This window comes from Caulobacter vibrioides (assembly GCF_002858865.1).
GTDB lineage: Bacteria > Pseudomonadota > Alphaproteobacteria > Caulobacterales > Caulobacteraceae > Caulobacter > Caulobacter vibrioides.
Genome location: NZ_PJRR01000016.1, coordinates 163,389 through 186,854, shown reverse-complemented (window position 1 = coordinate 186,854; position 23,466 = coordinate 163,389). Strand labels below are relative to the sequence as shown.

Below are 23,466 nucleotides of genomic sequence, written 5' to 3'. Positions count from 1 at the left end.
GACCTACCCCGCCTGCTTGCGGGTGATCCGACCGACCAGGGTCTTAAGGTCGATCTTCCCGGTCGCCAGCGCGCCGACGTGGAAGGCGCGGGTCGAGAACGCCACCAGCGCGACGGTCGTCACGATCATCAAGACCGTGGTGCCGATGATCTGGATCAGCGGCGGGTCTCCGGCGATCCGCACCGGCATCAGGAACGGCGTGAAGGGCGGGATCCAGGACAGGGTCGAGAGAATCGGCGAGTCCGGCGAGCGGATCGCCTGGCTCATGAAGATGATCGGGATCGACATCACCAGGATGATGGGCCCAAGCAGGGTCTGGGCGTCGCGCTGTGTCTCGCAGAACGCGCCGACGCCGGCGAAAAGCGCGGCGTACATCAGGTAGCCCCCGACGAGGTAAACGCCGAAATAGAGCAGCAGGCCCTTGCCCAGCAGCACGGCGACGAGATCGCCGGCGAGGCCCGGCGCGAAGTTGATCAAGGCCACCCAGCCGGCCATCGCCCAGACGCCCATGACCGTCAGGGTCAGCCCGGCGACCCCCAGGATCTTGCCGCCCATGATCTCGGGCACCGAGGCCGAGGACAGCAGGACCTCCAGGATCTTGCTCGATTTCTCCTCGATCACGCTGTTCAGCAGGATGCTGGCCCCAGTCATGACCATCGACCACAGCAGGAAGCCGGCGGCGAGGCCCACAAAGGTCGGCAGGCGATCCCGCAGCGCGACCTTCGCGCCGGAGGCGGCCTTGGGTGAGAGGCTGTTGAAGGTAGGCTTCAGGGCGTCGGCTTCGCTCAGAGTCTGGGCCGAAACGCCGGCTCGGGCCAGGGCCCGCTCGCGCATGATCTCGCTGACGGTCTGGCGCAGATCGCCCTCCAGCACCGGCGCAGCGAGGTTGCGGCTCCAAAGATCCAGGGTCACGTCCGCGTCCCGGCCGCTGACGATCAGCACCGAATCCAGACGTTTCTCGGCGACCTCACGGCGGGCGATCGCGCCGGCTTCGGCCGGGGTCTTGGCGGCCAGGGCCTGGGCCGGGGGCGGCAGTACGATCGCGTCGACCTTGGGCGCCTTGAAGCGCGCGGCGGCTGTCGGATTGAAGCGCGCCAGGGCTTCGCGCCCTGCGGCCTCCCCGCCTTCAAGCTGCGCCTTCCGGACCGCTTCCTGCGCCTCGGGTCCCGCCGCCGATAGCGCCGCCGCGCGAAGGGCTCGCGAAGTGGCGCGATCCTGGTCCTCGGCCATGGCCTTGGCGATGGCGGGCGCGAACGCCTGATCGGTCAGGTCAATAATGGCCAGCCGCTCGGGCTTGGCCGACTTCATCATCATCAGCGGCGCGGTGCTGCTGATCCCCATGACCAGCGGCAAGGCGATGATCGACAGCCAGAAGCCCACGGTGCGGACATAGGCCAGGTACTCCCGGCGCGCGATCTTCAGCAGACGGCTCATGCCTGGCCTCCCGTCAGCACAATGAAGGCGTCATGCAGGGTGGGCTCCTTGAGCTCGAACCGCCTGAGCGAAAGATCACGGGCGAAAGCCGCCTTGAGCGCATCCTGCCCGGTGCTCGATTCCGGCAACCGCGCCACATGACGCCACCCCCCATCCGGCAGGGGCTCCGACGTCATCTCGCCAAGACCGGGCAAGGCGGCGACCTCCTCGGCGGAAAGGTCGCCTTCCAGCACGAGCACCCGCGGCGCCGCCCGTCTCGCGGTCACGACATCGCCGTCGAACACCTTCTGCCCCCGCGCCATCAAGACGACCTTGTCGCAGAGCCGCTCGGCGTGCTGCATCACGTGGGTCGAGAACAGCACGGTGGCGCCGCGCGCCGCGATCTCGCGGATCATCGTCTCCAGCGCCTGCTGGTTGACCGGGTCCAGCCCCGAGAAGGGCTCATCCAGCACCACCAGTTCCGGTTCGTGCGCCAGCGCCGACAGAAGCTGGACCTTCTGGGCCATGCCCTTGGAGAGATCCTTGATCGGCCGCTTCATCGCAAAGCCAAGGCCCTGAGCCTCCAGCAGGGCCTGGGCCCGCTTGCGGCCCTCGGCTTCGGGCACGCCCTTCAAGCCGGCGAAGAAGGCGATCGCGTCGATCGGCGTCATGCGCTTGTAGAGGCCGCGCTCCTCGGGGAGAAAGCCGATCCGGTCGCGAACCCTTGTCGCGTCCTCGGCGCCCAGCACCGATATCCGCCCTGCGGAGGGCGGCAGCAGGCCCAGGATCATGCGGAGCGTGGATGTCTTGCCCGCGCCGTTGGGGCCCAGGAAGCCCGTGATCCGCCCGGCAGGGACCTCGAAACTGACATTCCGCACGGCATGGAAGTCATCGTAGGTCTTGCTGACCCCTTCCAGGGTGACGGCGCTGACCATGAGACGGCTCCCGAATCGCTCCTACGCTCTGGTTGTATCAGCCCTTTCCGCGAGCGTCGGCCACGAAGGCGATGGCTCGGACGATGCGGTCGGCGAAGCGTCGTCCGATCAGCAGCTGGTGCGTCGCCGCCTCCACATGGTCGACATAGCCATGGGTCGCGCGGCGAGCGGGGGCGGCCTGCATCCCCTTTCGGAGTTCACGGCCCGCGACGGGCCCTGCGGTCACCACCGCGATCGGCCAGTTGGGGTCGAACTGCGGCTGGGCGGCGGCCTGGGTCGAGGCCTCGGCCCACAGGCCCACCTCCTCGGCGGCCGTGCGGTTATGACGGCCGTCGGCGAAGGCCCAGCTCTTCTCGGCCTTGGCCGCCGGCGGCAGATCGATCTTGTCGCCGAGGCGCGTATGGATCAGCGGCTTGTAGAGCCCGATCGAAGCGCCGAAAGCGGCCCACTTCGACACGCGGGCGAAGGTCTTGATGAAGCCCTGCATCGACGGATTGAGCGCCGCTTCAGGCGTCGCCGCATCGACCAGAACCAGACCCGCAATCTTGTCGGGGTGACGGCCGGCGTACTCGCGCAGGCGCAGGCCGGCCATCGAGTGTCCGACCAGAACGTAGGGACCCGGTTCGCCGGACGCGGCCACCAGCTTCTCGAAGTCGGAGACGATGGCCAGGCCATCTCGAGGACTGGGACCTTTCGGAGAGAAGCCCATGCCGGCGCGGTCATAGGCGCACGATCGCCAGCCTTCAGCCGCGAGCGCCTCCTGCGCTGCGCCCCAGTCGGCGGCGAAGCCAAACGCACCGGCTTCGAGCCAGACGACCGGTCGATCGCTGCTGGGCCCTTCACAAACCAGGCGCAGCACGCGCCCCGGCTCGATCTCGACCATCTTGCCGCGAATTTGTGGGGCGCCCGTCGCGCTCATCACGCCGCCCGCCGCGATGTAGAAGATGAGGACAAGGGCAAGGCCCGCGACGCCACGACCGACAAACTGGATCATGGCGTTCAATGTAATGGCGGTTGGCGAACGGTCGAGACCGTCGATGGTCGGTTTCGAATTTTAAATAGCGGCTTCCGCCGAACTCAGCGCCGTCGAGGCGGCGGGCGCCGGAACTGTGGACACCGGAATGGCCGCCTTGGCTCGTCCGGTCTTCAAACGCGCCAATTGAACCTTCTCCTTGGCGGGCTTGGTCACGCCGGGCGGCCAGCGCGAGACCGTAGCCTTGTGGACTTTTCGCGAGACGCGGCCGGCCGCACGCAAGGGCAGATCATCGGCCTCGGCGAAGGTTCGCCCCAGGAAGAAGCTGGGATTGAGCGGCTTGTCACCCTTCCGGATCTCGAAATGGAGATGCGAGCCCGAGGACCGTCCGGAATTGCCGACGAAGGCGACAATGTCGCCTCGCCGCAAATAGGCGCCGCGCTTCACGCTACGGGCAGGACGGGCCAGATGAGCGTACAGGGTCGACAGACCGCCCTTGTGCACCACGAGGACGTAGCGGCCATAGGTGGCGCTGACCCCGGTGGCCTTTACGACGCCAGGGGCCGCGACCTTCACGGCTGCGCCGGCGGGCGCTGCGATATCAACGCCCTGGTGGAGCCGACCGCTTTCCTCCCACGGCATCTGTCTCAAGCCGAAGGGCGAATTGATGACCCGCCCCGGCAAGGGTGCGTCAAAGGCGAAGGCCGGGGGCGGCGCCTGGACCTCGGGCTCCGGTGCGGGTTGCGCCACCGCAGGGATCGCCGAGCTGGTCGGCGCGCGCGCAATCCACTCGCTCATCGCGACCGCGCCGTTCAACGCGGTCGCCATCGCAGCGATACCCAGCATCGAGAAGAGCGCGACGCGCAAGTGCTGCGGCGATAGCGCCAAGCTCATAGAGACCAAAACCACTTCCTCTTCGACGCCCGGTCAGTCGCCAGGACCGCGTCTGGACGGTTTTGCTCTCATACTTGACCTTTCGGGATGGTGAATCGACGGCGTGCATGAATGTCGCATCGGGCGGAACGGGGCGTCGATTAACCCTTTACAAACCATATACTCAAACGACCCAAGCAATACGGTCACAAAAACTTCAAACATTACAGACTGTTTAGAATATTAAAGCCCCGTAATTCTCTTAATTACGCGTCATGACTGAGGTGTAACGAGACTTCGCGAGAACCCGAATGTATCCAATATTCATCGGCGCAGCGAACAGCGCCCAGCCAGAGGGATACTTCAAATGCGCAAGTTCATCATGAGCCTGACCACCGTCGCCACCCTGAGCCTCGCCGCCGTGCCGGTCCTGGGCCTGACGCAAGCCGCCAACGCCTCCGAGAGCGACCCGCGCGTGAGCATTGCAGTGTCTGACCTGAACCTGTCGAACCCCGCCCAGGCCGCCTTGTTCAAGGCCCGCGTCCAGCAAGCTGGCGAGACGCTCTGCCGCGCGAAGCTGCGCAACAACACCCTGGATATGTCGTTCGGCCAGTGCCGCGTGGAAGTCCAACGCGAAGCCGAGCGCCAACTGTCCAAGCCCCAGCGCAAGGCCCTGATCCAGGCAAAGCGGGCCACGACGGTCGAGCTCGCCGCGCAGTGATCGCAAAGGCGACCGCCACACCCCACTCCCCGCCCCACGACAGAGGCCCCAGGTAACCCTGGGGCCTCTGCTTATGGAGCGCGCACGAAAAAGGCCCCGGCGTCATCGCCGGGGCCTTCGTCGTTCCAGGGGCGAGGCGTCAAAGCCCCTTCAGGATCCCCTCGACCATCTTCTTGGCGTCGCCGAACAACATCATCGTGTTGTCGCGGAAGAAGAGCTCGTTCTCGACGCCCGCATAGCCCGAGGCCATGCCGCGCTTGACGAAGAGCACCGTGCGGGCCTTCTCAACGTCCAGGATCGGCATGCCGAAGATGGCGCTGGTCGGGTCGGTCTTGGCCGCCGGGTTGGTGACGTCGTTGGCGCCGATCACGAAGGCGACGTCCGCCGTCGAGAACTCGCTATTGATGTCCTCCAGCTCGAAGACCTCGTCATAGGGCACGTTGGCCTCGGCCAGCAGCACGTTCATGTGGCCCGGCATCCGACCCGCGACGGGGTGGATGGCGTACTTCACCTCGACGCCCTCCTCCTTCAGCTTGTCGGCCATTTCGCGCAAGGCGTGCTGAGCCTGGGAGACGGCCATGCCGTAACCCGGGACGATGATCACCTTGCTGGCGTTCTTCATGATGAAGGCCGCGTCGTCGGCCGAGCCCTGCTTGACGGGGCGCGTCTCGACCTTGCCGCCGGGGCCAGCGGCCGCGGCGTCGGCGCCGAAGCCGCCCAGAATCACCGAGACGAACGAGCGGTTCATGCCCTTGCACATGATGTAGGACAGGATCGCGCCCGACGAACCGACCAGCGCGCCGGTGATGATCAGGGTGGTGTTTTCCAGCGTGAAGCCCAGGGCCGCCGCCGCCCAGCCGGAATAGCTGTTCAGCATCGACACCACGACAGGCATGTCCGCGCCGCCGATCGGGATGATCAGGGTGACGCCGATCAGCAGCGACAGGGCGAAGATGCCCCAGAAGGCCCAGATCGCCGAACCGCCGCTGGCGACCAGCACCACGATCAGGGCCACAATGGCGACCGCGATGATGATGTTCAGCAGGTGACGCGCCGGCAGCAGGATCGGAGCCCCGCCCATGTTGCCGTTCAGCTTGGCGAAGGCGATGACCGAACCGGTGAAGGTGATGGCGCCGATGGCCAGACCCAGCGACAGCTCAATCAGGCTGGCGCCGTGGATGGCGCCGTCTTCGCCCACGATGCCATAGGCTCCGGGTGTGTAGATGGCGGCCACGGCCACCAGACAGGCGGCCATGCCGACCAGGCTGTGGAAGGCGGCGACCAGTTGCGGCATCGAGGTCATGGCGACCCTGCGAGCGATCACCGCACCGACCGCGCCCCCGACGGCGACGCCGCCAAGGATCAGACCCAGAGTAACGGCATCCAGAGCGCCTTGGCTCCAGAGCGTGGCCAGGGTGGTGCCGACAGCGATGGCCATGCCGATCATGCCGTTACGGTTGCCCGTCTGGCTGGTCACCGGGCTGGACAGGCCGCGAAGGGCGAGGATGAAAAGCACCCCGGAGACGAGGTACAGGATGGCGGCGAGATTGGCGTTCATTGGACTGGTTCCCCCTGCTCTCGCCCGCTCACTTCTTCTCTTTCTTCTTGTACATCGCCAGCATGCGCTGGGTGACCAAGAAGCCGCCGAAGATGTTGACCGCCGCAAAGGCCGCAGCGATCGCGCCGGCCCCCTTGGAGATCCAGGTGGAGCCGGAGACAGCGCCGCCGGCCAGGTCTGAGTTGGCGCCGTGGGCGGCGGCGGCCAGAAGGGCGCCGACGATGATCACGGACGAAATGGCGTTGGTCACGGCCATCAGCGGCGTGTGCAGCGCGGGCGTCACGCTCCAGACGACGTAGTAGCCGACGAAGATGGCGAGCACGAAGATCGCCAGACGGAACACGGTGGGGTCGACGGCTTCCATGGGAGCCTCCCTTTCGATTCTGGAGTTAGGCGGTCTTCAGGTTCGGATGGACGATCGCGCCGTCACGGGTGACGACAGCGGCCTGCAGGATCTCGTCCTCGAAATTGGGGGCGAAAGCGCCCTCCTTGTTCGTGAACAGCGACGACAGGGCGAAGAGGTTGCGGGCGTAGAGCGCGCTGGCGTCGGCGGCGATGCGGCCCGGCAGGTTGGCGTGACCCAGGATCTTGGCGCCATTGGCGGTCACGACCGTCTCGTTGAGCTTGGCGCCCTCGACATTGCCGCCCTGCTCGATCGCCAGATCGACCAGGATCGAGCCTGGCTTCATCGACGCGACCTGGGCGGCGCTGACCAGCTTCGGCGCGGGGCGGCCCGGGATCAGGGCCGTAGTGATGACGATGTCCTGCTTGGCGATGTGGCTGGAGACCAGCTCGGCCTGCTTGGCCTGGTATTCCTTGGACATTTCCTTGGCGTAGCCGCCGGCGGTCTGGGCGTTCTTGAACTCTTCGTCCTCGACGGCCAGGAACTTGGCGCCCAGCGACTCGACCTGCTCCTTGGTGGCCGGACGCACGTCGGTGGCGGTCACGACGGCGCCGAGGCGGCGGGCCGTGGCGATGGCCTGAAGGCCGGCGACGCCCACGCCCATGATGAACACCTTGGCCGCGGCGACGGTGCCGGCGGCGGTCATCATCATCGGCAGGGCCTTGCCATAGGCCTCGGCGCCTTCGATCACCGCGCGATAGCCGGCCAGGTTGGCCTGGCTGGACAGCATGTCCATCACCTGCGCGCGGGTGATGCGCGGGATGAACTCCATGGCGATCGCCGTCACGCCGGCCTTGGCCAGCGCGTCCAGCGTTTCCTTGTCCTGATACGGATTGAGCGCTGCGGCGACGATCGCGCCCTTTTTGAGCGCCGCGATCTCGGCCGACTCAGGCGCGCGCACCTTGAAGAGGACGTCGGCGTCCTTGAGCGCGTCCTTGGCGGTCTTGGCGATCTTGGCGCCCGCCGCCTCGTAGTCGGCGTCCGGATAGGACGCGGCCGTCCCAGCTCCAGCCTGGATCACAACCGAGAACCCGGCGGCGCCGAGTTTCTTGACCGTTTCAGGCGTAGCCGCGACCCGCGTTTCGTCGGCGCGGGTCTCTTTCGTGACGGCGATGACGGCCATCGGCATTCCCCTCCCCAGAGCGGTGTTACCTCACCAGCATGAGGGGCTCTGTAGGGGATAGTCTTGCCTCTTGTCGAGGCATGACGTGCACGTCAGGGAAAAATTCTACCGATGGCCACCGGTGTCAGTGGCTTTGCGTGGGCTTTTCCTTCAGGAGCACCACACCCAGCACCAGCAGGACGATCGAGGCGATAGCGCTACCAATGAAACCCGCCGACGTGCAGAACAGCAGGGTGAAGAAGAGCAGCAGGACCGAAATGGCCAGCGAGCCCCACTTGGTCATCTTGCCGAACGCGTCGTAGGTGGCAGCTTGTTCTTGGATGTCCATTTCACCGCGGTGATAGTCGCCGGCCATGTGTCGTCCTCAACAGGAAAAGAAAAAGTCTAGTTCGCCCGATACAACGCGGGCGACGAAGGCTCAAGCGCGCGCATCGCCCCAGTGCTCGTCGACAAAGCGGGTGCGGACGGCCGCGACCGCCTCTTCGACGGAGATATCGGCGATCCGCCCCTGTCCACCATCCAGTCGCGACAGCCACCGCGAGTAGGCCGGCACCGGCGCGGTGCCCATCAATCCCACACACGGCGTCCCCACGGCCGCCGCGACGTTCAGAGCCCCGGAGTCGTTGCCCAGGAAGCCGGCGGACAGCGAGATCAAGGCGGCCGACTGGTCCAGCGGCAGGTCACAGGCGACTACGGCGGTCGTCAGATCACCGATTGCGGCCTTGGCGCGCTCGGCTTCGTGCGGACCTCCGACCCAGAACACCGTCCCGAAAAGGTCTGACACACGCCGGGCGGTCTCGGCGAAGCGGTCCGACGGCCAGGTGCGAGCCGGCTCGCTGGCCCCGATCCCGAGACAAAGCCACGGCCCGGGCCGGTCGGCATAGCGCTTCTTAACGGCCTCCAGCGCGTCGGGGTCCAGCTTCAGCGACGGCTCGCGACTGGTCACGACAAGACCATGCGCTTTTTCGAAGGCCTCCAGCTTCTCGATACGGTGCGCCGGGCGCATGGCCTTGGGCAGGAAGGGCCCCGTCGTCAGAAAGCGCTCCTGGCTGTGGCCCAGGCCAAAGCCACGTCGCTCAGGCACGCCCGCCAGGGCCGCAGCGATGGCGGGGCGGTCGATCTTCTCCAGGATCCAGACCGCGCGCGGCCTCTCCGCCCGGCAGATTCGATGGAAGTCGAGCGCCTCGCGCACGCCCTTGAGGCGATCCTTGTAGTGAGGCGCGTAAAGCACCCGCGCGACCGACGGCTCAGCCTTGAGCACCTCTGAGGCCCGGCTCGACGGCCGAGCGACCAGCACAACCTTGCCCTCCGGGAGCGCGGCCGCGATCGCGCGCATCGTCGGCAAGTGCCACATCAGGTCGCCGATCCCGCGATCAGGCGCGTAGACGAGAACGGGGCCCTGGAACGTCGATGCGGACAAGTCGGTCGGTCTCTCGGCGGCTTGCTCCGCGATTAGCGGGCACGGGGCGCCTTGTCACCCGCCGCGATGCGTCAAGGCCAGTTCGCCAGCAGGCCGCGCAATCCCGCGACGCAGGCCAGGGGCTGATCCACCATGACATGATGGTCGGCGTCGGGGATAGCGAGCTTGAGCACGCCTTCGGGCATGCGTCCGACCATGTAGTTCAGCGTCTCGTCGGTCATCAGATTGGAGCGTTCCCCCCAGGCCAGGGCGGTGGGGCAGGCGATCTCGGGCAACAGATCGCCCAGGTCCGGCATCTTGAAGTTTCGCCACAGGTCCGGATCGAACTTCCAGGTCCAGCCCTCGGCGGTCTCCTTCAGCGAACGCCTGGCGATGAAGTCGGCGATATAGAGGTTCTCGCACGGTTGCGGCGGCGCCAGCCGGAACCGGGTCAGGGCCTCTTCAAGAGTCGCATAAACCGGCGCGCCCTTGCCGGATCGGGGCGGCGGCCCCTTCCAGCGCTTCTCCGGCGGCTGGATGGTGGTGTCGAGCAGGATGGCGCCCCGCAGGCGTTCGGCGTGTCGCGCGGCGCAATAGAGGGTCGGAAAGCCTCCGAACGAGTGACCCACGACAAGCGGCTTGACGCCGCCCGCCTCGAGCTGCGCCGCCTCCACGGCCGCGAAGATCTCGGTGGCGAACAGTTCGGCGCTGTAGGCGGGGCGCCAGTCGCTGCCGCCCATGCCCGACCACGAGATCGCCGCCACCCGCCAGTCCTTGGCGAAGAACGGCGCGATGAAGCTCCACCAATCCGCGTGGGCGCCATTGCCGTGCAGCAGCAGAAGGCCGGGCTTGCCCACCTCGCCCCAGGTCAGGAGCTCGATATTCGCCCCCTCCACCGTGATCGTCGTACGCTCGGGGACTTGGGCGATGGCGGCGTCGAACCAGGCGGGCGCCGGCGGCGGCGCGCCCTGGAAGGGCGCCAGCAGCGAGGCCGTCGCGGCTTGATCGTCGGCCATGACCTAAGCCTCTTCCTTGTAGGCCAGCTCGCCGGGACGCGGCTTGCGCGCGCTCAGCGCCTTGAAGACGCCGGTGCCGGTGATCAGCGTCCGCTCGCCGGCCCAGATGCGGCCGCGAACCGTGAACAGCATGTCCTCTTCACTGATCAGCTCGCCTTCGCCCTCGACCCAGTCGCCCAGCTTGGCGCCCGAGAGGAAGTCGCACATGAGCCGGACCGTGACCCAGCTGTAGGACTTCTGCAGCGAGATGATCCGCCCCCAGGCCATGTCGGCGAAGCTCATCAGCATGCCGCCATGGCAGTTGCCCAGGCCGTTGGTGTGATGCTCCTCGACCCGAAAGGCCAGGCGCGCCTGGCCTGGACCCTCGCGGTGCTCGAACAGCGGCCCGATCTGGCGGCCAAAGCCGCGCGACCAGTTCAGCTGGGAAAAGCCTTCGGGAATCGCCGCTGTCTGGGCGTCTGTCAGGTCGTCGGACATGGAGGCAGGCTAACAAGCGTTTGAAAAAAGGAAAGCCTTCCGTAAGGACGCGGGTCTGGCCGGCATCTAACCTCTCGAACACGGGGGGGGGATGGGTTGAGCCGAGACCACGACAACTTCGCCGACTGGCTGGCGCCGCATCTGCCGATGCTGCACCGGACGGCGCGGGCGTTCGCGGAGGCGCCGGATCAGCACGACCTGCTGCAAGAGCTGACCGTGGCGCTGTGGCGGGCGCGCCCCAGCTTTCGCGCGGAGAGCGCGGCCGGGACCTTCGCCCACCGCGTGGCCCACAACGCCGCCCTGACCTGGAAGCGAGGCGAGGTCCGCCGGCGACTGCGCGGCGTGGTGGTCGAGGCGGAGCTTCTGACGCGCGACGCCGGGACTGATCCGCAAGGCGCTCTGCTGGAACGGCTCTACGCCGCGATCCGCCGGCTACCGCCGGTCGAGCGCTCGTTGATCCTGCTGTCGCTGGACGGGGTCGGCTATGCCGAGATCGCCCGCCTGCACGGCCTGTCAGAAACCAATGTCGGGGCGCGTCTGACCAGAATCCGCCAGCGCGTCTCCAGCCTCGTGGAGGGATCCGACGATGGAGTTTGAAACCCTGCAAGCCGCCTGGCGCTCTCCGGCCAACACGCCGGACGACAAGGCTCAGGCCTATCTGATGGAGGAACTGATGCACATGCTGAAGGCGCGCCGCCGGGGCGAACGGCTGCTCTTCGCGATCCCGGTTACGGCCATGACCATCTTCTCGATCATCGCCGCCCAGGCCATCGCGTCGGGCCGCATGGACGTGGGCCAGGAGTGGGGGGCCGTGGTGATGATGGGTGTCTGCTGGCTCATGTTCGCCGCGGTGCTGATCGCCGGGTTGATGCTGCGAAACCGGAAGACGGCTGGAGGCTCGCCGATGCGCGACACCCTGGAGGCCATGCTGGCCGCCAACCGCCGGGCGCGAGCGAACGTGCGGATCTTCTGGATGATGCTGCCCGTGTTCATGGCGCCGATGGTCGTCGCAGTTGGGCAGTTGCAGGACGTCGGCAAGGCCAGCGAGCGCGACGGCTGGCAGATGCTGTTCGTGTTCGGCGTGGCCCTGGTGGCCAGCGTGGGCTGGAATACCGGCCGCTATCACTGGGTGATGAAGCCCGAGCAACGGCGGCTAGAGGCGTTGCTGAAAGAATACGAAGCCTAAAACCTCGTCATCCCGGGCGGCGAAGCCGACCCGGGACCCAGGGGTTAGCGGCAATGCGGTTGCCCATGGGTCCCGGCTCTCCGCTTCGCTGCGGCCGGGATGACGATGAAATTATAACCCGACGAAGCTCAACGCCTTCGCCTGCCGCTCGGCCACGGCCTCTTCCGAGAAGCCTTCGAGCGAGGCCTCGAACATCCGCCGCCAGTTATGCCGCGCGCCCAGGTGCAGGAACGCTGCGCCCAGGCCGATGGCGGCGCGGTCCATGAACACGAACTCACGCGGAATGGTCACGCCGCCGACGGCCTTCAGGGCCTGACGCACCTTGAAGGCCTCGCGTCGGCCATACTCGCCCGGCGGAACGTCGTCGGCCACCGTGCGCTCCCGGTCGTCCAGCAGCGGGCCATAGATGAACCGCGCCCAGACGTTCAGCGCATCGACCAGGGGATCGCTCAGCCCCTGGAAGCCCCAGCTACGATAGGCCTCGACCTGTTCGGAGCGGTCGTCATTGGCGAGGGCTCGGTAGAGCCGTACGACGCCGGCGACGAACTTCGGCGGGAAGATCCGGATGCAGCCGAAATCGAGCAGATTGAGATGGGCGGCGCCCTCCCCGGCGAACGTGTAGTTCCCCAGGTGCGGATCGCCATGGATGATCCCCAGATGGGTCATGGGGCTCCACCACGCCTCGAACAGCAGGGCCGCGATCCGGTCGCGCACGGCCTGCGGCGCGCTCTTGAAGGTCAGCAGGCCCTGGCCGTCCAGCCAGGTCATCGACAGCAGCCGCCCGGTGGAAAGCTCCAGCACGGGCTCTGGCGTGCGGATGTCCGCGCGATCGGCGAAGAAGTTGGCGTAGACCGCCATCAGCCTGGCCTCGCGAGCGTAGTCGAGTTCCTCACGCAGACGGTCGCCGATCTCGACAATGGCCTCTGACGGGTCGAGCGCGCCGTCCATGCGCTTGATCAGCGCGATCAGCGCGCGCAGTTGGCCAAGATCGCTTTCGACGGCGCTCTGCATGTCCGGATACTGCAGTTTCACCGCCAGGGCGCGTCCGTCATGGGCGACGGCGCGGTGCACCTGGCCCAGAGACGCGGCGGCGGCGGCCTCGGGCTCGAAGCTCGTAAACCGCGCCTGCCAATCGGCGCCCAGCTCGGCCGCCATCCGCCGGCGCACGAACGGCCAGCCCATGGCCGGAGCGTTGGTCTGCAGCTCGGCCAGCTCCTTGGCGAACTCCGGCGGCAGCAGGTCCGGCACCGTGGCGAACATCTGGGCCGCCTTCATCAGCGGCCCCTTCAGCCCGCCCAGCGCCGCCTTCAACGCCTTGGCGTTACGGGCGTCGGCCTCGTCGCCGCCGAACACACGGTTTGCGCCGTAAGACACGGCCGCGCCCGACAAGCCGGCGCCCACCTTGGCGAAGCGGGAAAGCCGGCCGGTCAGGCGGTCGCGTTCGGGGTCGCGGGCGTCGTCGGCCATGTCACCTCACACCAGGGATTCAAACTCGTCGACCAGCCGCTCCAGCTGCGCGCAGCCGGCGGCCCAGAAGGCTTTCTCACGCGGGTTCAGGCCGAACGGCGCCAGGGCCTCGACATAGGTCTTGGTTCCGCCGGCCGCCAGCAGTTGCTCATAAAGCGGCGCGAAGCGCTCGGGATCTTCGCGACGCTTCTCCATCAGGCCGCGCACCAGCAGGTCCCCGAAGGCGTAGGCGTAGACATAGAACGGGGCGTGGCAGAAGTGGCTGACATAGGCCCAGTAGTGCTCGTAACCCGCATTCAGCTTCACCGCGGGCCCGAGGCTTTCGCCCATGACCTCAAGCCACAGGGCACCGATCTGGTCGGGCGAGAGCTCGCCATCCTGGCGCGCCTCGTGGAAGCGACGCTCGAAGCGGTGGAACGCGATCTGCCGGACGACGGTATTGAGTCCGTCCTCAATCTTGCCGGCTAGCAAACCCTTGCGGTCCTCGGGGCTGGCCTCGGCGAGCAGGCGGTTGAAAACTAGGCCCTCACCGAAGATCGACGCCGTCTCGGCCAGAGTCAGGGGCGTATCGGCCAGCAGGGTGCCCAGCGGCTGGCACAGGGTCTGATGGACGGCGTGACCCAGCTCGTGGGCCAGGGTCAGCACGTCCCTGCGCTCGCCCATATAGTTCATGAACACGAACGGATGGCGGTCGGCCGTCACCGGATGGGCGAAAGCACCCGACTGCTTGCCCGGACGCGGCATCGCGTCGATCCAGGGCTTGTCGAAGAAGACGCGCGCGGCGTCAGCGAACTTGGGCGCCAGATCCTGGAAGCTCTCCAGAACCATGCTCTTGGCCTCGTCCCAGGCGTAGGCGCGCGGGGCGGCGGCGGTCAGGGGCGCATTGCGGTCCCAGTAGTCCAGCGTCGCGACGCCCATCACCTTGGCCTTCAGGGCGTAGTAGCGATGCGACAGGCGCGGATAGGCCTCGACCACCGCCTGCTCCAGGGCGTCGACCGCGTCGGCGTCGACCTCGTTGGCCAGGTGCCGCGACTGGGCGGGCGTCTCGTAGCGCCGCCAGCGGTCCTCGACCTGCTTTTCGAAGGCCAGGGTGTTCAGCACCAGCGCTTGCGTCGACGCGCGCGCCTCCAGCGCCGCGGCCAGACCGTCGGCGGCGGCCTTGCGGCGCTCGACGCTCGGATCGGACATGCGGTTGAGGGCTTCAGCCAGGGTCAGGGTATCATCGCCCACCTGCGCCGTCAGCTTGGCCAGGGTTTCGTCGTAGAGCCGCACCCAGTTGGCGACCGCCGGGGCCTTGTCGACGATGAAGCGCTCCAGCTCGGGCGACAGCTCGTGCGGCCGCGACAGGCGCACGCGACGCAGCCAGGGGGCCCAGCGCGCCGCGTCGGGATGCGCCTGAAGCGCCTTGGCGATCTCGCTGTCCTCTAGCTGGTTCAGCTCGAGCGTGAAGAACAGGCTCTCGGCGGCGATCTGAGACGAGCGGGCCCGAAGGTCGCCCTCGAACTTGGCCCAGGCCGGATCATCGCGTGCGACGGAGGCCGCGAGGGCCGCGTAGGCGCCGACACCCCACAGGCCGTTGGTGGCCTGCTCATACAGCGTGATCCCGCGATCCAGCAGCACGCCCAGGCGCTCAGGCTCCTTGCGGGCCTCCAGGAACATCCCCTCCAAAGACGCCAGCTCGTCATTGGCGGCCTTGGCGGCGGCCAGATCGGTCTCGATGCGGGGGTCGTCGCGGCCGACATAAAGATCGGCCAGGTTCCATTCGGGCGGGGCGGCGGGCTTGAAGGGCGCGTTCATGGATCAGCAGATAGGCCTCCGCCCCCCGCCCGCGCAATGCGTCAAAGGTGCGGATGGCGTTTCTTGACGGCAGTGGGCGCGACGGTCTTCCACGCGCCGCGCAGCAGGCCGTCCAGTTCCTCGGCCTCGATCGCCTCCAGCCGAACCAGCACCGCCGGATAGGTCCGATAGTGGTCGTCGGTGAAGAACCGCTCCGGCGCGGCCTCCAGCAGCATCGCCTTGGTCTCCTTGGCGCAGCGGACGGCCAGCACGCCGGGAACCAGCACGCGCGCGGCCTTAGGGTCGGGCCTGGCCAGATAGCTCCAGGCCATCGCCTTACCGCCGACATCGAAGTTCGCGTAACCGGTTTCGCCGACACCGCCTAAGACCTCGGGCAACGCCAGGGCAAGCTTGGCCGCGCCTTCCATGTCCATACCACCCGTTCCCCGCGTAAGACCCTGTTAAGCCTAAGTCTTAAGGTTCGCGACACCTCTCCGAAAGCCGGTGTTTACCCGCGACCTGTATCACTCTGAACCAACAAGAGCCCTGCTCCACGTGGGCATGGCCGGTTCTGGTGGATGTCCAATGACCAAAACGGTCCTTGTCGTCGATGACGACCCGACACAACGTCGGTTGATTCAAGCGGTGCTCGAGCGCGACGGGTTCGCGGTCTCGCACGCGGAAGGCGGCGACGCGGCGATCGCGCACCTGACGTCCGGCGCGCCCGCCGATGTCATCCTGCTGGATCTCGTCATGCCTGGCCTCAACGGTCAGGACGCCCTGAAGGAAATGCGCGCCCGCGGCTTCAACCAGCCCGTGATCGTGCTGACGGCCAGCGGTGGCGTCGACACCGTGGTCAAGGCCATGCAGGCCGGCGCCTGCGACTTCTTCATCAAGCCCGCCTCGCCCGAGCGGATCACCGTGTCGATCCGCAACGCCCTGTCGATGGGCGACCTCAAGGGCGAGGTCGAGCGGCTGACCAAGCGCGCGGGCGGCAAGACCACCTTCGCGGACCTGATCGGCGCCTCGCCGGTCATGACCATGGTCAAGCGCATGGGCGAGCGGGCCGCCAAGAGCGGTATCCCGGTGCTGATCACCGGCGAAAGCGGCGTCGGCAAGGAGCTGATCGCCCGCGCCGTCCACGGCTCTTCCGACCGCGCCGGCAAGCCGTTTGTCGCGGTCAACTGCGGCGCGATCCCCGAGAACCTCGTGGAGTCGATCCTGTTCGGCCACGAGAAGGGCTCGTTCACCGGCGCCACCGACAAGCATCTGGGCAAGTTCAAGGAGGCCGACGGCGGCACCCTGTTCCTCGATGAGGTCGGCGAGCTGCCGCTCGACATGCAGGTCAAGCTGCTGCGCGCCCTGCAGGAGGGCGAGATCGACCCGATCGGCTCCAAGCGCTCGATCAAGGTCGATGTCCGGATCGTGTCGGCGACCAATCGCGATCTGCAGCAGGCCGTTTCGGGCGGCCGGTTCCGCGAAGACCTGTTTTATCGCCTGAACGTGTTCCCGATCGAGGCGCCGTCCCTGCGCGAGCGTCGCGAGGACATCCCGGCCCTCGTCGAGGCGTTCATCCGCCGGTTCAACGTCGAAGAAGGCAAGCGCGTGATCGGCGCCTCGCCCGAGACGATGCAACTGCTGACCAGCTTCGACTGGCCCGGCAATGTGCGGCAACTGGAAAACACCGTCTATCGCGCCATCGTGCTGGCCGATGCGCCCTATCTGCAGCCGTTCGACTTCCCGGCGATCTCGGGCCTGGCCGCGCCGATCGAGGCCGTGTCGATCGCGCCCTCGCCGCCGCCTGCAGCCCTGTTGCAAGCCACGCATGCGGCGATGGCCGCCGCCGTCGCAGAGGCGCCTGTGCGCATCCTCGACGATCGCGGTCACCTGCGGACCCTGGAGGAGATCGAGCGCGACCTCATCCAGCATGCGATCGACGTCTATGCCGGCCACATGAGCGAGGTCGCGCGGCGTCTGGGCATCGGTCGCTCGACCCTCTATCGCAAGGTTCGCGAGCAGGGCATCGAAGTCGACATGAAGGAAGCGGGCTGATGAGCCCGCTGATCCTCCGCCCCCTGTCGCGCGAGCAGCGCCTGAAGGCACTGCTCAAGCCCGCGCGCGCCGCCGCGAAACCCGTTCTTCGCAGAAGCTAAGCAGCCGGTTGCTTCCGGCCGCCGGCGCTTCAGTGTCCCGACGCGGCGAGCAGTTCGGATCGCGCTTCGTCCTTGTCGGACGGCTCCTCGACCCTGACCCAGCCCGCGCCGGAGCGCCTGACCAAGCCCTCGATCTCGAGCGGCTCCAGGACACGTCCAACAAGGGCGGGCGTGATGGGCCGACTCCACCGGTGATCCAGTTGGCGGGCGATTTCCGCCTCGGTCAGACCCGGCGCCTGCGCCAGGGTCATCAAGATCATGTCGCGTGTCGAACGCCCGCGACGTCCGCGCTTGTTCGGCGCGGGCGGAGCGAAGGCGGGCGCCTCCCCTGACGTCAGCCGCTCGGCCATGCCGGCCTGGGTCAGCGCATCCAGCGCCAAGACGATTGCTCTGAGTTCGCTCTCGAACGGCGCTTGCGCGCGTCGCTGAGCCTCAACCATGCGGGTCTCCAGCTCCGCCTTGCGGCGCAGCAGATATTGGTAGGTCGTCGCCATTGTCCTTATTTCCGCGAAGCCGTGGAGCTCGCTCGGCGCCCCCTGCGGACTTTCGTCCGCGCGCCTTGAGCTGGAGTCGCTGCCCGCCGGCGACTCGGAACCCCACAACGTGAAACCGTTAACTCTTTACAATTGTTCACATTTTCGCGGCGCGCGGTTAACAAGACCCTAACGCAGTTCGCGGAACGGCAGTTTTTGGTAAGCCTTTGGGACAAAAATCCCAGATTGTGAGTCCACAGGGGCCGCACGGGAAAAGTGCGCCACGAAATCCTACCTGCCGGAAATCGCAGGTCGGTTCAATCCTCGTCTTCCGGCGCCGTCGCGGGGGGTGCGCCCCGCCGGCCAAAGCCCTTGCCGCGCTTCAGGGGCTTTTTCTCGCCCTTGGCCTTGCGGGCGATCTCCTTGAGCTTGATGGTCTGATTTCCGGAGAGGGCCTGACCTCGGGCCCCCTTCTCGGGGTCGGCGAACGCTCGACCATACGTCTCGACCCGTTGGGCGACGCTGGTGAGAAACTCACCCTCCCATTCGGAAAGCTCCACGCCGGATTTCTCGGCCGCGCGGCGGGCGCGCTTCAAGGCGTTCAGCGCGGCCCGCTTGGCTTGTTCCTTGGGATCCGGCGGCTTGGCGCGCATGGTCAGGACTTATCCCGCACGCCACGCGCCGACGCACGCTGAAAAACCTAGATCTCGCCGATCGCCGACAGATAGAGGTCGAGGATCGCGTCTTCTTCCTGGCGCTTGGCCCGGTCCTGCTTGCGGATACGGACCACCTTCTTGAGCACCTTGACGTCGAAGCCGTTGCCCTTGGCCTCGGCGTAGACTTCCTTGATCTGCTCCATGATCTCGGCCTTCTCGACCTCCAGGCGCTCGACGCGCTCGATGATCGACTTCAGCTGACCCTGGGCGGTCGAGTTCAGGACGTCGGTGTGGGGAATGGCGTCGTCGGCCATGGGGGCGTCTCGCGAAAGGCAGGAATTCAGGAGGCGCGGAACCTAGTTCGAAGGCGCGTCGCTGGGAAGCGCGATTCCGCGTCTGGCCGGCCGATCCTCGCCTAAAGCAAACCCTGGCTGGCGACCGCCTCGCGCAAGGCGGCCGGGTCGGTAAAGTGATGCGTGTGAAAGCCCATCTCGGCGGCCGCGGCGATGTTGGCGGCGCTGTCGTCGATGAAGAGCAGATCATCGGCCGCCAGGCCGGTGCGCTCCAGAACGATCTCGTAGATGCGGCGATGAGGCTTGATCACGCCTTCGTCGCCCGACACCACAGCATCACGGAAATGACCGAAGTGTGCGGGGGACTTAGCCTGGACGATCGGCCACTTGCTCTGGGGCATGTTCGTCAGCGCGAACTGCGGCGTCTCGCGCGCCGCCAGCGCTTCGATGACGGAGACCGTCTCGGGAATCGGCCCGGAGAGCATCTCGTCAAAGCGCTCATCCCAGGCGCGGATCTCCGCCGCGTGCTCCGGAAAACGGGCGATCAGCGGCGCGGCGTTGTCGGCGAAAGACACGCCGCGATCATGCTCGACATGCCAGTCCAGGGTGCAGACATGCGAAAGGAACCGGTCGAGATCGGCCGGTTCCTTGAAGATCTTCGCATACAGTGCGCGGGGGTCCCAGCGCACGATGACATTGCCGACATCCCAGAGAACGGCTCTGGGACGCGAGCGCGTCATCAGCCTTGCTTGGCCTTGAAGCGCGGGTCGGTCTTGTTGATGATGTAGATCACGCCCTTGCGGCGGACCATCTTGCAGTCGCGGTGGCGACCCTTCAGCGACTTCAGCGAGCTGCGAACCTTCATGACCGTCTCTGTCTGTACTCAGCGGAGAGGTTCGGGCGCGCACAAGACGACGGCCGGAACGTCCGGGTGTTTCGGAGGCGGTGCGTATAGTCAGGACGCGGGCCGGAGTCAATGCGCTCCTGGGCGTTTCGCGGCGCAGGGCGGGAACTTCACCCGTCTGGCGCGCTTGTGATTGAAGCTTTCCCGCGAACCCCGGTAGCTTCCTTCGCATGGCCATCGATCGTCGCGTCTTTCTTGTTCTTCTGCTCGCCGGCTGCGCGGACACCTCACCGCAAGGGCCGCTGACCGCCATCAGCCCTGCGCCGCCGCCTGCGCCCGCGCCTCAAACGACCGTCGCTCCCGCGCCCACGCCGCAGACACCGGTGCCTGCAGGCGAACTGGCCTTCGACACCTGGATGCAGGATTTCCGTGGCCGAGCCATCGCGGCGGGACTGTCGCCCGACCTTCTGGACCGCGAGCTGGGCGGGGTGATTCCCGATCCCAGAGTGATCAGTCTCGACAGCCGCCAGCCGGAGTTCTCCAAGCCCGTCGGCGACTATATCCGCGGCGTGATCAGCGAGGACCGCGTCGCGATCGGCCGCAGCAAGCGCGATCAGCTAGACTTCCTCTCACAGATCGAGTCCCGGTACGGCGTGCCGGGTGACATCCTGCTGGCGGTGTGGGCCATGGAGTCCGCGTTCGGGCAGCTGCAAGGCAATTTCGACGTGGTCCGCTCGATGGTCAGCCTTGCCGCCGACGGCCGTCGACGGGCCTGGGCCGAGGGCGAACTGATCGCCGCCCTGAAGATCATCGACTCCGGCGAGGTCACGCGCGCCCAGCTGAAAGGCTCGTGGGCCGGCGCCATGGGCCAGACCCAGTTCATTCCGACGAGCTTCAGGGCCACAGCCGTGGACTTCGACGGCGACGGCCGCCGCGACATCTGGGGCTCGGACGCCGACGCCCTGGCCTCGGCCGCCAATCTGCTGGTGCGCGGCGGCTGGAAGCGGAACGTCGGCTGGGCCAGGGAGGTCATCCTGCCGCCAGGCTTCGACTACTCGGTCACTGAGGGCCCCAGGGAAATCCCGGCCTGGTGGGAAGCCCGCGGCGTGCGCCGCGCGGATGGCCTGCCTTGGACCGCTCAGGACGCGGCGTCGCCCGCCATGCTGATCCTGCCGGCCGGCGCGACGGGACCGGCGTTCCTCGCCCTGCCCAATCATTTTGCGATCAGGACCTACAACAACTCCACGTCCTATGCGCTGGGCATCGGCCTGCTGGCCGACCGGTTCGCCGGCGGCGCGCCGCCGATCACGCCCTGGCCGGTGGAGACCCCGCTGTCGATGTCGGATCGCATGGCCGCCCAGATCGCCCTGGCGCGCGTCGGTTTCAATCCCGGCCCCGCCGACGGTGTGATCGGCGCCGGCACGCGACGGGCGCTGCGCGCCTGGCAGCAGAGCCAGCAATTGCCCGCCGACGGCTACCTGTCCAACGACATGGTCGCGCGGCTGAAGGCCCAGGCCGGGATCAGCCCGTAGCGATCTCCATCCAGATCGACCGGCGCTCGCCCGGACGCAGCGTGACCATTCCCGTTTCGCCCTCCCCAAAGGGGTTGGGGCGGCTCGCACAGGGCTCCACGCAGTAGTAGTCCTCGCCGGGCGGCGCATAGACGTGCAGCCATGCGCAGTCGGGCGACGCTGTGATGACGGTGTCCGGCCGGCCGGGCGCGCTCAGCACCGCGCGCTGGTTCCAGCCCGTGTAGCAGTGATCGATCAGCGCATGTCCGGCCACGGGCGCGCCGACAGCCCAGTCGGGTCCCCAGCGGCCGGCGTGGCGCACAGTCGGCAGGACGTCCTCGTCGATGAGCCAGACGCCATCGTTCTGCGCCGCCAGGCGCTCGCCCGGCCGGGCCGTAAAATAGGGGTGGAAGCCAAGCCCGGCGGGCATGTCCTCCTCCCCGGTATTGATGACGGTCAGGGTCACGCGAAAGCCGGTCTCGCTCAGCGTGAAGGCCTGCTCCGCGCGATAGGCCCAGGGCCAGTCGCCGGCGGGATGCTCGAACACCAGCAAGGCGCGGTCGGTCTCGATCGCTTCCACCGCCCAGGGCATGCGCCAGCCCTGGCCGTGCAGAGGGTGGGGATGGCCCTCCAGGTTCGGCGGCAAGGTCACCGACGTTCCTCGCCACTCAAACCGCCCGTTCGGAATCCGATTGCAGAACGGAACCAGCGGAAAGTTCGCGGTCAGCAAGGCGTCGTCGACCTGCGGCGCCGTAGGCCGCAAGACCTCGCGCCCATCGACGGTGAACGCCGCCACGGCCCCACCGACCTCGGGCGCAAACACCAAGCGGGCTCCGCCCTTCTCAATGGCGACCATTTTGCGCTCTCCCAGAACCTATCGCGGCATCGGTAGGGGCGTTCGACGCCGAGGCCAAGCCTCATGGTAGCGGTCTCACCACCTTGCGCGGCCGTCAGGGCCAAGCTCAACTGGGGCCATGCTCGAAACCCTCTCCGCCCCCGAGGCGCGCCGAATTGCGCTGGCGGCGCAGGGCTTCGGACGCCCCCGGCCCGCACAACCTGGGAAGCGTCACCTGCTCTCGACGATCCAGGCGCTCGGCGTCGTCCAGATCGACTCGGTCAATGTGGTCTCGCGCTCCCATTATCTGCCGTTCTTCTCCCGCCTGGGCGCCTACGACCGCGCCCTGCTCGAGGACCTCGCCTGGGGGCGCAAGCCCGCCCTGGCCGAATACTGGGCGCACGAGGCGTCTCTGACGCCGCTCGCCACCCATCCGCTACTGCGCTGGCGCATGCAGGACGCCCGCGACGGCGTGGGAGTCTGGAAGAACGTCGCCAAGTTCCTGCACACCCATGCCGACTTCATCGATCAGGCGCTTAAGGCCGTCGATAAGCGCGGACCGCTCGCCGCCTCCGAACTGGCGTTGGGCGCGAAGGGCGCGGGCGGCTGGTGGGGCTGGAGCGAGGGCAAGCGGGCGATGGAGTGCCTGTTCTGGACCGGCCGCCTGACCACCGCCACACGTCGCGGAGCCTTTGAGCGCGTATACGACCTTCCCGAGCGGGTCCTGCCCAAGGCCATCCACGACGCGCCCACGCCTGATCGGGTTGAGGCCTGCCGTGCGCTGCTCAGGATCGCCGCCCAGGCCATGGGCGTCGCGACCGAACGCGACCTGCGCGACTATTTCCGCCTTGGCGTGAACGATGCGCGCGACGGCGTCGCCGCCTTGGCGGCGGAAGGCGCCCTGGTTCCGGTCAAGGTCGCCGGCTGGGATCAACCGGCCTATCTCTGGCCCGAGGCCCGGCGTCCACGGGCGATCAAGGCCGCCGCCCTGCTCTCCCCCTTCGACAATCTGATCTGGTTTCGGGAGCGCGCCGAGCGACTGTTCGACGTGCGCGTGCGCCTTGAGATCTACACGCCCGCCCACAAGCGCACCCACGGCTACTATGTGCTACCCTTTCTGCAGAACGAGGCGATCACGGCCCGGGTGGACCTCAAGGCGGATCGCAAGGCGGGCCGGCTTCTGGTCCTGGCGGCGCACGCCGAGTCACGGGCCGACGCGAAGACCCCCCTGGCCCTGGCCGGGGAACTGGCCCTCATGGCCCATTGGCTTGGCCTTCAAGGCGTCGAAGTCCGGCCGGTCGGCGATCTCGCCCCCGCCTTGGGTTCGGTTGTGGAGCCTCGCGCCAAAGACGCCTCGACCGGACTGTAAAGCATTGTAAAA

27 protein-coding genes are annotated in these 23,466 nt (G+C 67.3%); 7 read left to right on the top strand and 20 right to left on the bottom strand.

From position 1 onward, the window contains the following. Positions 1–3: 3 nt before the first annotated feature. From CVUC_RS12895 to CVUC_RS12880, 4 genes are read right to left on the bottom strand one after another with little or no spacing between them, the layout of a single operon-like run. Positions 4–1,434 (bottom strand): ABC transporter permease, encoded by a 1,431-nt coding sequence (locus tag CVUC_RS12895; RefSeq protein ID WP_096034370.1) that lies wholly within the window; start codon positions 1,432–1,434, stop codon positions 4–6. Further along, the gene (locus tag CVUC_RS12890) at positions 1,431–2,348 is read right to left on the bottom strand and encodes an ABC transporter ATP-binding protein (protein ID WP_010921131.1); all 918 of its coding nucleotides are present in this window, start codon (positions 2,346–2,348) and stop codon (positions 1,431–1,433) included. The genes CVUC_RS12895 and CVUC_RS12890 overlap by 4 nt, the downstream gene beginning before the upstream one ends. Before the next feature lie 37 nt (positions 2,349–2,385). Next, complete coding sequence (locus tag CVUC_RS12885) at positions 2,386–3,342, bottom strand: alpha/beta fold hydrolase (RefSeq protein ID WP_096034371.1); 957 nt, start codon at positions 3,340–3,342, stop codon at positions 2,386–2,388. 60 nt (positions 3,343–3,402) lie between these two features. Next, a complete protein-coding gene (locus tag CVUC_RS12880; RefSeq protein WP_096034372.1) occupies positions 3,403–4,215 on the bottom strand; it encodes a M23 family metallopeptidase in 813 nt (270 codons plus the stop codon). A gap of 346 nt (positions 4,216–4,561) precedes the next feature. On the opposite strand from CVUC_RS12880, the gene CVUC_RS12875 reads away from it, so the two are divergent. Further along, positions 4,562–4,915, top strand: coding sequence for a UrcA family protein (locus CVUC_RS12875; RefSeq protein WP_024265937.1), 354 nt, complete (start codon positions 4,562–4,564; stop codon positions 4,913–4,915). A 139-nt stretch (positions 4,916–5,054) separates the two neighbouring features. On the opposite strand, the gene CVUC_RS12870 is transcribed toward CVUC_RS12875, so the two are convergent. The 7 genes from CVUC_RS12870 to CVUC_RS12840 all read right to left on the bottom strand — a co-directional run bounded on the left by CVUC_RS12870 (position 5,055) and on the right by CVUC_RS12840 (position 10,891). Further along, entirely contained in the window at positions 5,055–6,473 is a 1,419-nt protein-coding gene (locus tag CVUC_RS12870) for an NAD(P)(+) transhydrogenase (Re/Si-specific) subunit beta (protein ID WP_096034373.1), read from the bottom strand. A 28-nt stretch (positions 6,474–6,501) separates the two neighbouring features. Continuing rightward, the gene (locus CVUC_RS12865; RefSeq protein ID WP_010921136.1) at positions 6,502–6,837 is read right to left on the bottom strand and encodes a proton-translocating transhydrogenase family protein; all 336 of its coding nucleotides are present in this window, start codon (positions 6,835–6,837) and stop codon (positions 6,502–6,504) included. 25 nt (positions 6,838–6,862) lie between these two features. Then, entirely contained in the window at positions 6,863–8,005 is a 1,143-nt protein-coding gene (locus tag CVUC_RS12860) for a Re/Si-specific NAD(P)(+) transhydrogenase subunit alpha (protein WP_164468233.1), read from the bottom strand. Between the two features lie 118 nt (positions 8,006–8,123). Next, positions 8,124–8,354, bottom strand: a complete 231-nt coding sequence (locus CVUC_RS12855; RefSeq protein WP_010921138.1) for an aa3-type cytochrome c oxidase subunit IV — start codon at positions 8,352–8,354, stop codon at positions 8,124–8,126. 63 nt (positions 8,355–8,417) lie between these two features. Then, positions 8,418–9,419, bottom strand: a complete 1,002-nt coding sequence (locus CVUC_RS12850; RefSeq protein ID WP_096034374.1) for a glycosyltransferase family 9 protein — start codon at positions 9,417–9,419, stop codon at positions 8,418–8,420. Between the two features lie 71 nt (positions 9,420–9,490). Beyond that, a complete protein-coding gene (locus tag CVUC_RS12845; protein ID WP_096034375.1) occupies positions 9,491–10,414 on the bottom strand; it encodes an alpha/beta fold hydrolase in 924 nt (307 codons plus the stop codon). Positions 10,415–10,417: 3 nt separating this feature from the next. Next, complete coding sequence (locus CVUC_RS12840) at positions 10,418–10,891, bottom strand: PaaI family thioesterase (RefSeq protein ID WP_010921141.1); 474 nt, start codon at positions 10,889–10,891, stop codon at positions 10,418–10,420. Positions 10,892–10,987: 96 nt separating this feature from the next. Here CVUC_RS12840 and CVUC_RS12835 point away from each other — a divergent pair, with 96 nt between their 5' ends. Together CVUC_RS12835 and CVUC_RS12830 are read left to right on the top strand one after the other, a co-directional pair. Beyond that, positions 10,988–11,488: an RNA polymerase sigma factor gene (locus CVUC_RS12835; protein WP_096034376.1), complete on the top strand. Its 501-nt coding sequence runs from the start codon at positions 10,988–10,990 to the stop codon at positions 11,486–11,488. Further along, a complete protein-coding gene (locus CVUC_RS12830; protein ID WP_096034377.1) occupies positions 11,478–12,077 on the top strand; it encodes a hypothetical protein in 600 nt (199 codons plus the stop codon). The genes CVUC_RS12835 and CVUC_RS12830 overlap by 11 nt, the downstream gene beginning before the upstream one ends. Before the next feature lie 111 nt (positions 12,078–12,188). On the opposite strand, the gene CVUC_RS12825 is transcribed toward CVUC_RS12830, so the two are convergent. From CVUC_RS12825 to CVUC_RS12815, 3 genes are read right to left on the bottom strand one after another with little or no spacing between them, the layout of a single operon-like run. Continuing rightward, the gene (locus CVUC_RS12825; RefSeq protein WP_096034378.1) at positions 12,189–13,544 is read right to left on the bottom strand and encodes an ABC1 kinase family protein; all 1,356 of its coding nucleotides are present in this window, start codon (positions 13,542–13,544) and stop codon (positions 12,189–12,191) included. Between the two features lie 6 nt (positions 13,545–13,550). Next, complete coding sequence (locus CVUC_RS12820) at positions 13,551–15,341, bottom strand: M3 family oligoendopeptidase (RefSeq protein WP_096034379.1); 1,791 nt, start codon at positions 15,339–15,341, stop codon at positions 13,551–13,553. Between the two features lie 41 nt (positions 15,342–15,382). Then, complete coding sequence (locus tag CVUC_RS12815; protein ID WP_096034380.1) at positions 15,383–15,754, bottom strand: MmcQ/YjbR family DNA-binding protein; 372 nt, start codon at positions 15,752–15,754, stop codon at positions 15,383–15,385. A 151-nt stretch (positions 15,755–15,905) separates the two neighbouring features. On the opposite strand from CVUC_RS12815, the gene CVUC_RS12810 reads away from it, so the two are divergent. After that, entirely contained in the window at positions 15,906–17,372 is a 1,467-nt protein-coding gene (locus CVUC_RS12810; RefSeq protein ID WP_096034381.1) for a sigma-54-dependent transcriptional regulator, read from the top strand. Further along, positions 17,372–17,473 carry a hypothetical protein gene (locus tag CVUC_RS12805; RefSeq protein ID WP_010921148.1) on the top strand — a complete coding sequence of 34 codons (102 nt, stop codon included), beginning with the start codon at positions 17,372–17,374 and terminating at the stop codon, positions 17,471–17,473. Before CVUC_RS12810 ends, CVUC_RS12805 begins: the two co-directional genes overlap by 1 nt. A gap of 29 nt (positions 17,474–17,502) precedes the next feature. Here CVUC_RS12805 and CVUC_RS12800 read toward each other — a convergent pair whose 3' ends face one another. From CVUC_RS12800 to ykgO, 5 genes are all read right to left on the bottom strand, one after another. Further along, positions 17,503–17,967: a hypothetical protein gene (locus CVUC_RS12800; protein WP_164468234.1), complete on the bottom strand. Its 465-nt coding sequence runs from the start codon at positions 17,965–17,967 to the stop codon at positions 17,503–17,505. Between the two features lie 296 nt (positions 17,968–18,263). Beyond that, positions 18,264–18,599, bottom strand: coding sequence for a hypothetical protein (locus CVUC_RS19905; RefSeq protein ID WP_024265939.1), 336 nt, complete (start codon positions 18,597–18,599; stop codon positions 18,264–18,266). A 47-nt stretch (positions 18,600–18,646) separates the two neighbouring features. Further along, positions 18,647–18,916, bottom strand: coding sequence for a DUF2312 domain-containing protein (locus CVUC_RS12790; protein ID WP_010921151.1), 270 nt, complete (start codon positions 18,914–18,916; stop codon positions 18,647–18,649). Between the two features lie 101 nt (positions 18,917–19,017). Then, a complete protein-coding gene (locus CVUC_RS12785) occupies positions 19,018–19,635 on the bottom strand; it encodes an HAD family hydrolase (protein WP_096034384.1) in 618 nt (205 codons plus the stop codon). Continuing rightward, positions 19,635–19,760, bottom strand: coding sequence for a type B 50S ribosomal protein L36 (ykgO, locus tag CVUC_RS12780; protein WP_004616427.1), 126 nt, complete (start codon positions 19,758–19,760; stop codon positions 19,635–19,637). The genes CVUC_RS12785 and ykgO overlap by 1 nt, the downstream gene beginning before the upstream one ends. Positions 19,761–19,969: 209 nt before the next feature. Here ykgO and CVUC_RS12775 point away from each other — a divergent pair, with 209 nt between their 5' ends. Then, positions 19,970–21,271 carry a lytic murein transglycosylase gene (locus CVUC_RS12775; protein ID WP_096034385.1) on the top strand — a complete coding sequence of 434 codons (1,302 nt, stop codon included), beginning with the start codon at positions 19,970–19,972 and terminating at the stop codon, positions 21,269–21,271. On the opposite strand, the gene CVUC_RS12770 is transcribed toward CVUC_RS12775, so the two are convergent. Beyond that, positions 21,261–22,106 (bottom strand): aldose 1-epimerase, encoded by an 846-nt coding sequence (locus tag CVUC_RS12770; protein WP_096034386.1) that lies wholly within the window; start codon positions 22,104–22,106, stop codon positions 21,261–21,263. The two genes, CVUC_RS12775 and CVUC_RS12770, sit on opposite strands and share 11 nt — an antisense overlap. 118 nt (positions 22,107–22,224) lie before the next feature. Here CVUC_RS12770 and CVUC_RS12765 point away from each other — a divergent pair, with 118 nt between their 5' ends. Further along, positions 22,225–23,454 (top strand): winged helix-turn-helix domain-containing protein, encoded by a 1,230-nt coding sequence (locus CVUC_RS12765; RefSeq protein WP_096034387.1) that lies wholly within the window; start codon positions 22,225–22,227, stop codon positions 23,452–23,454. Positions 23,455–23,466: the final 12 nt, after the last annotated feature.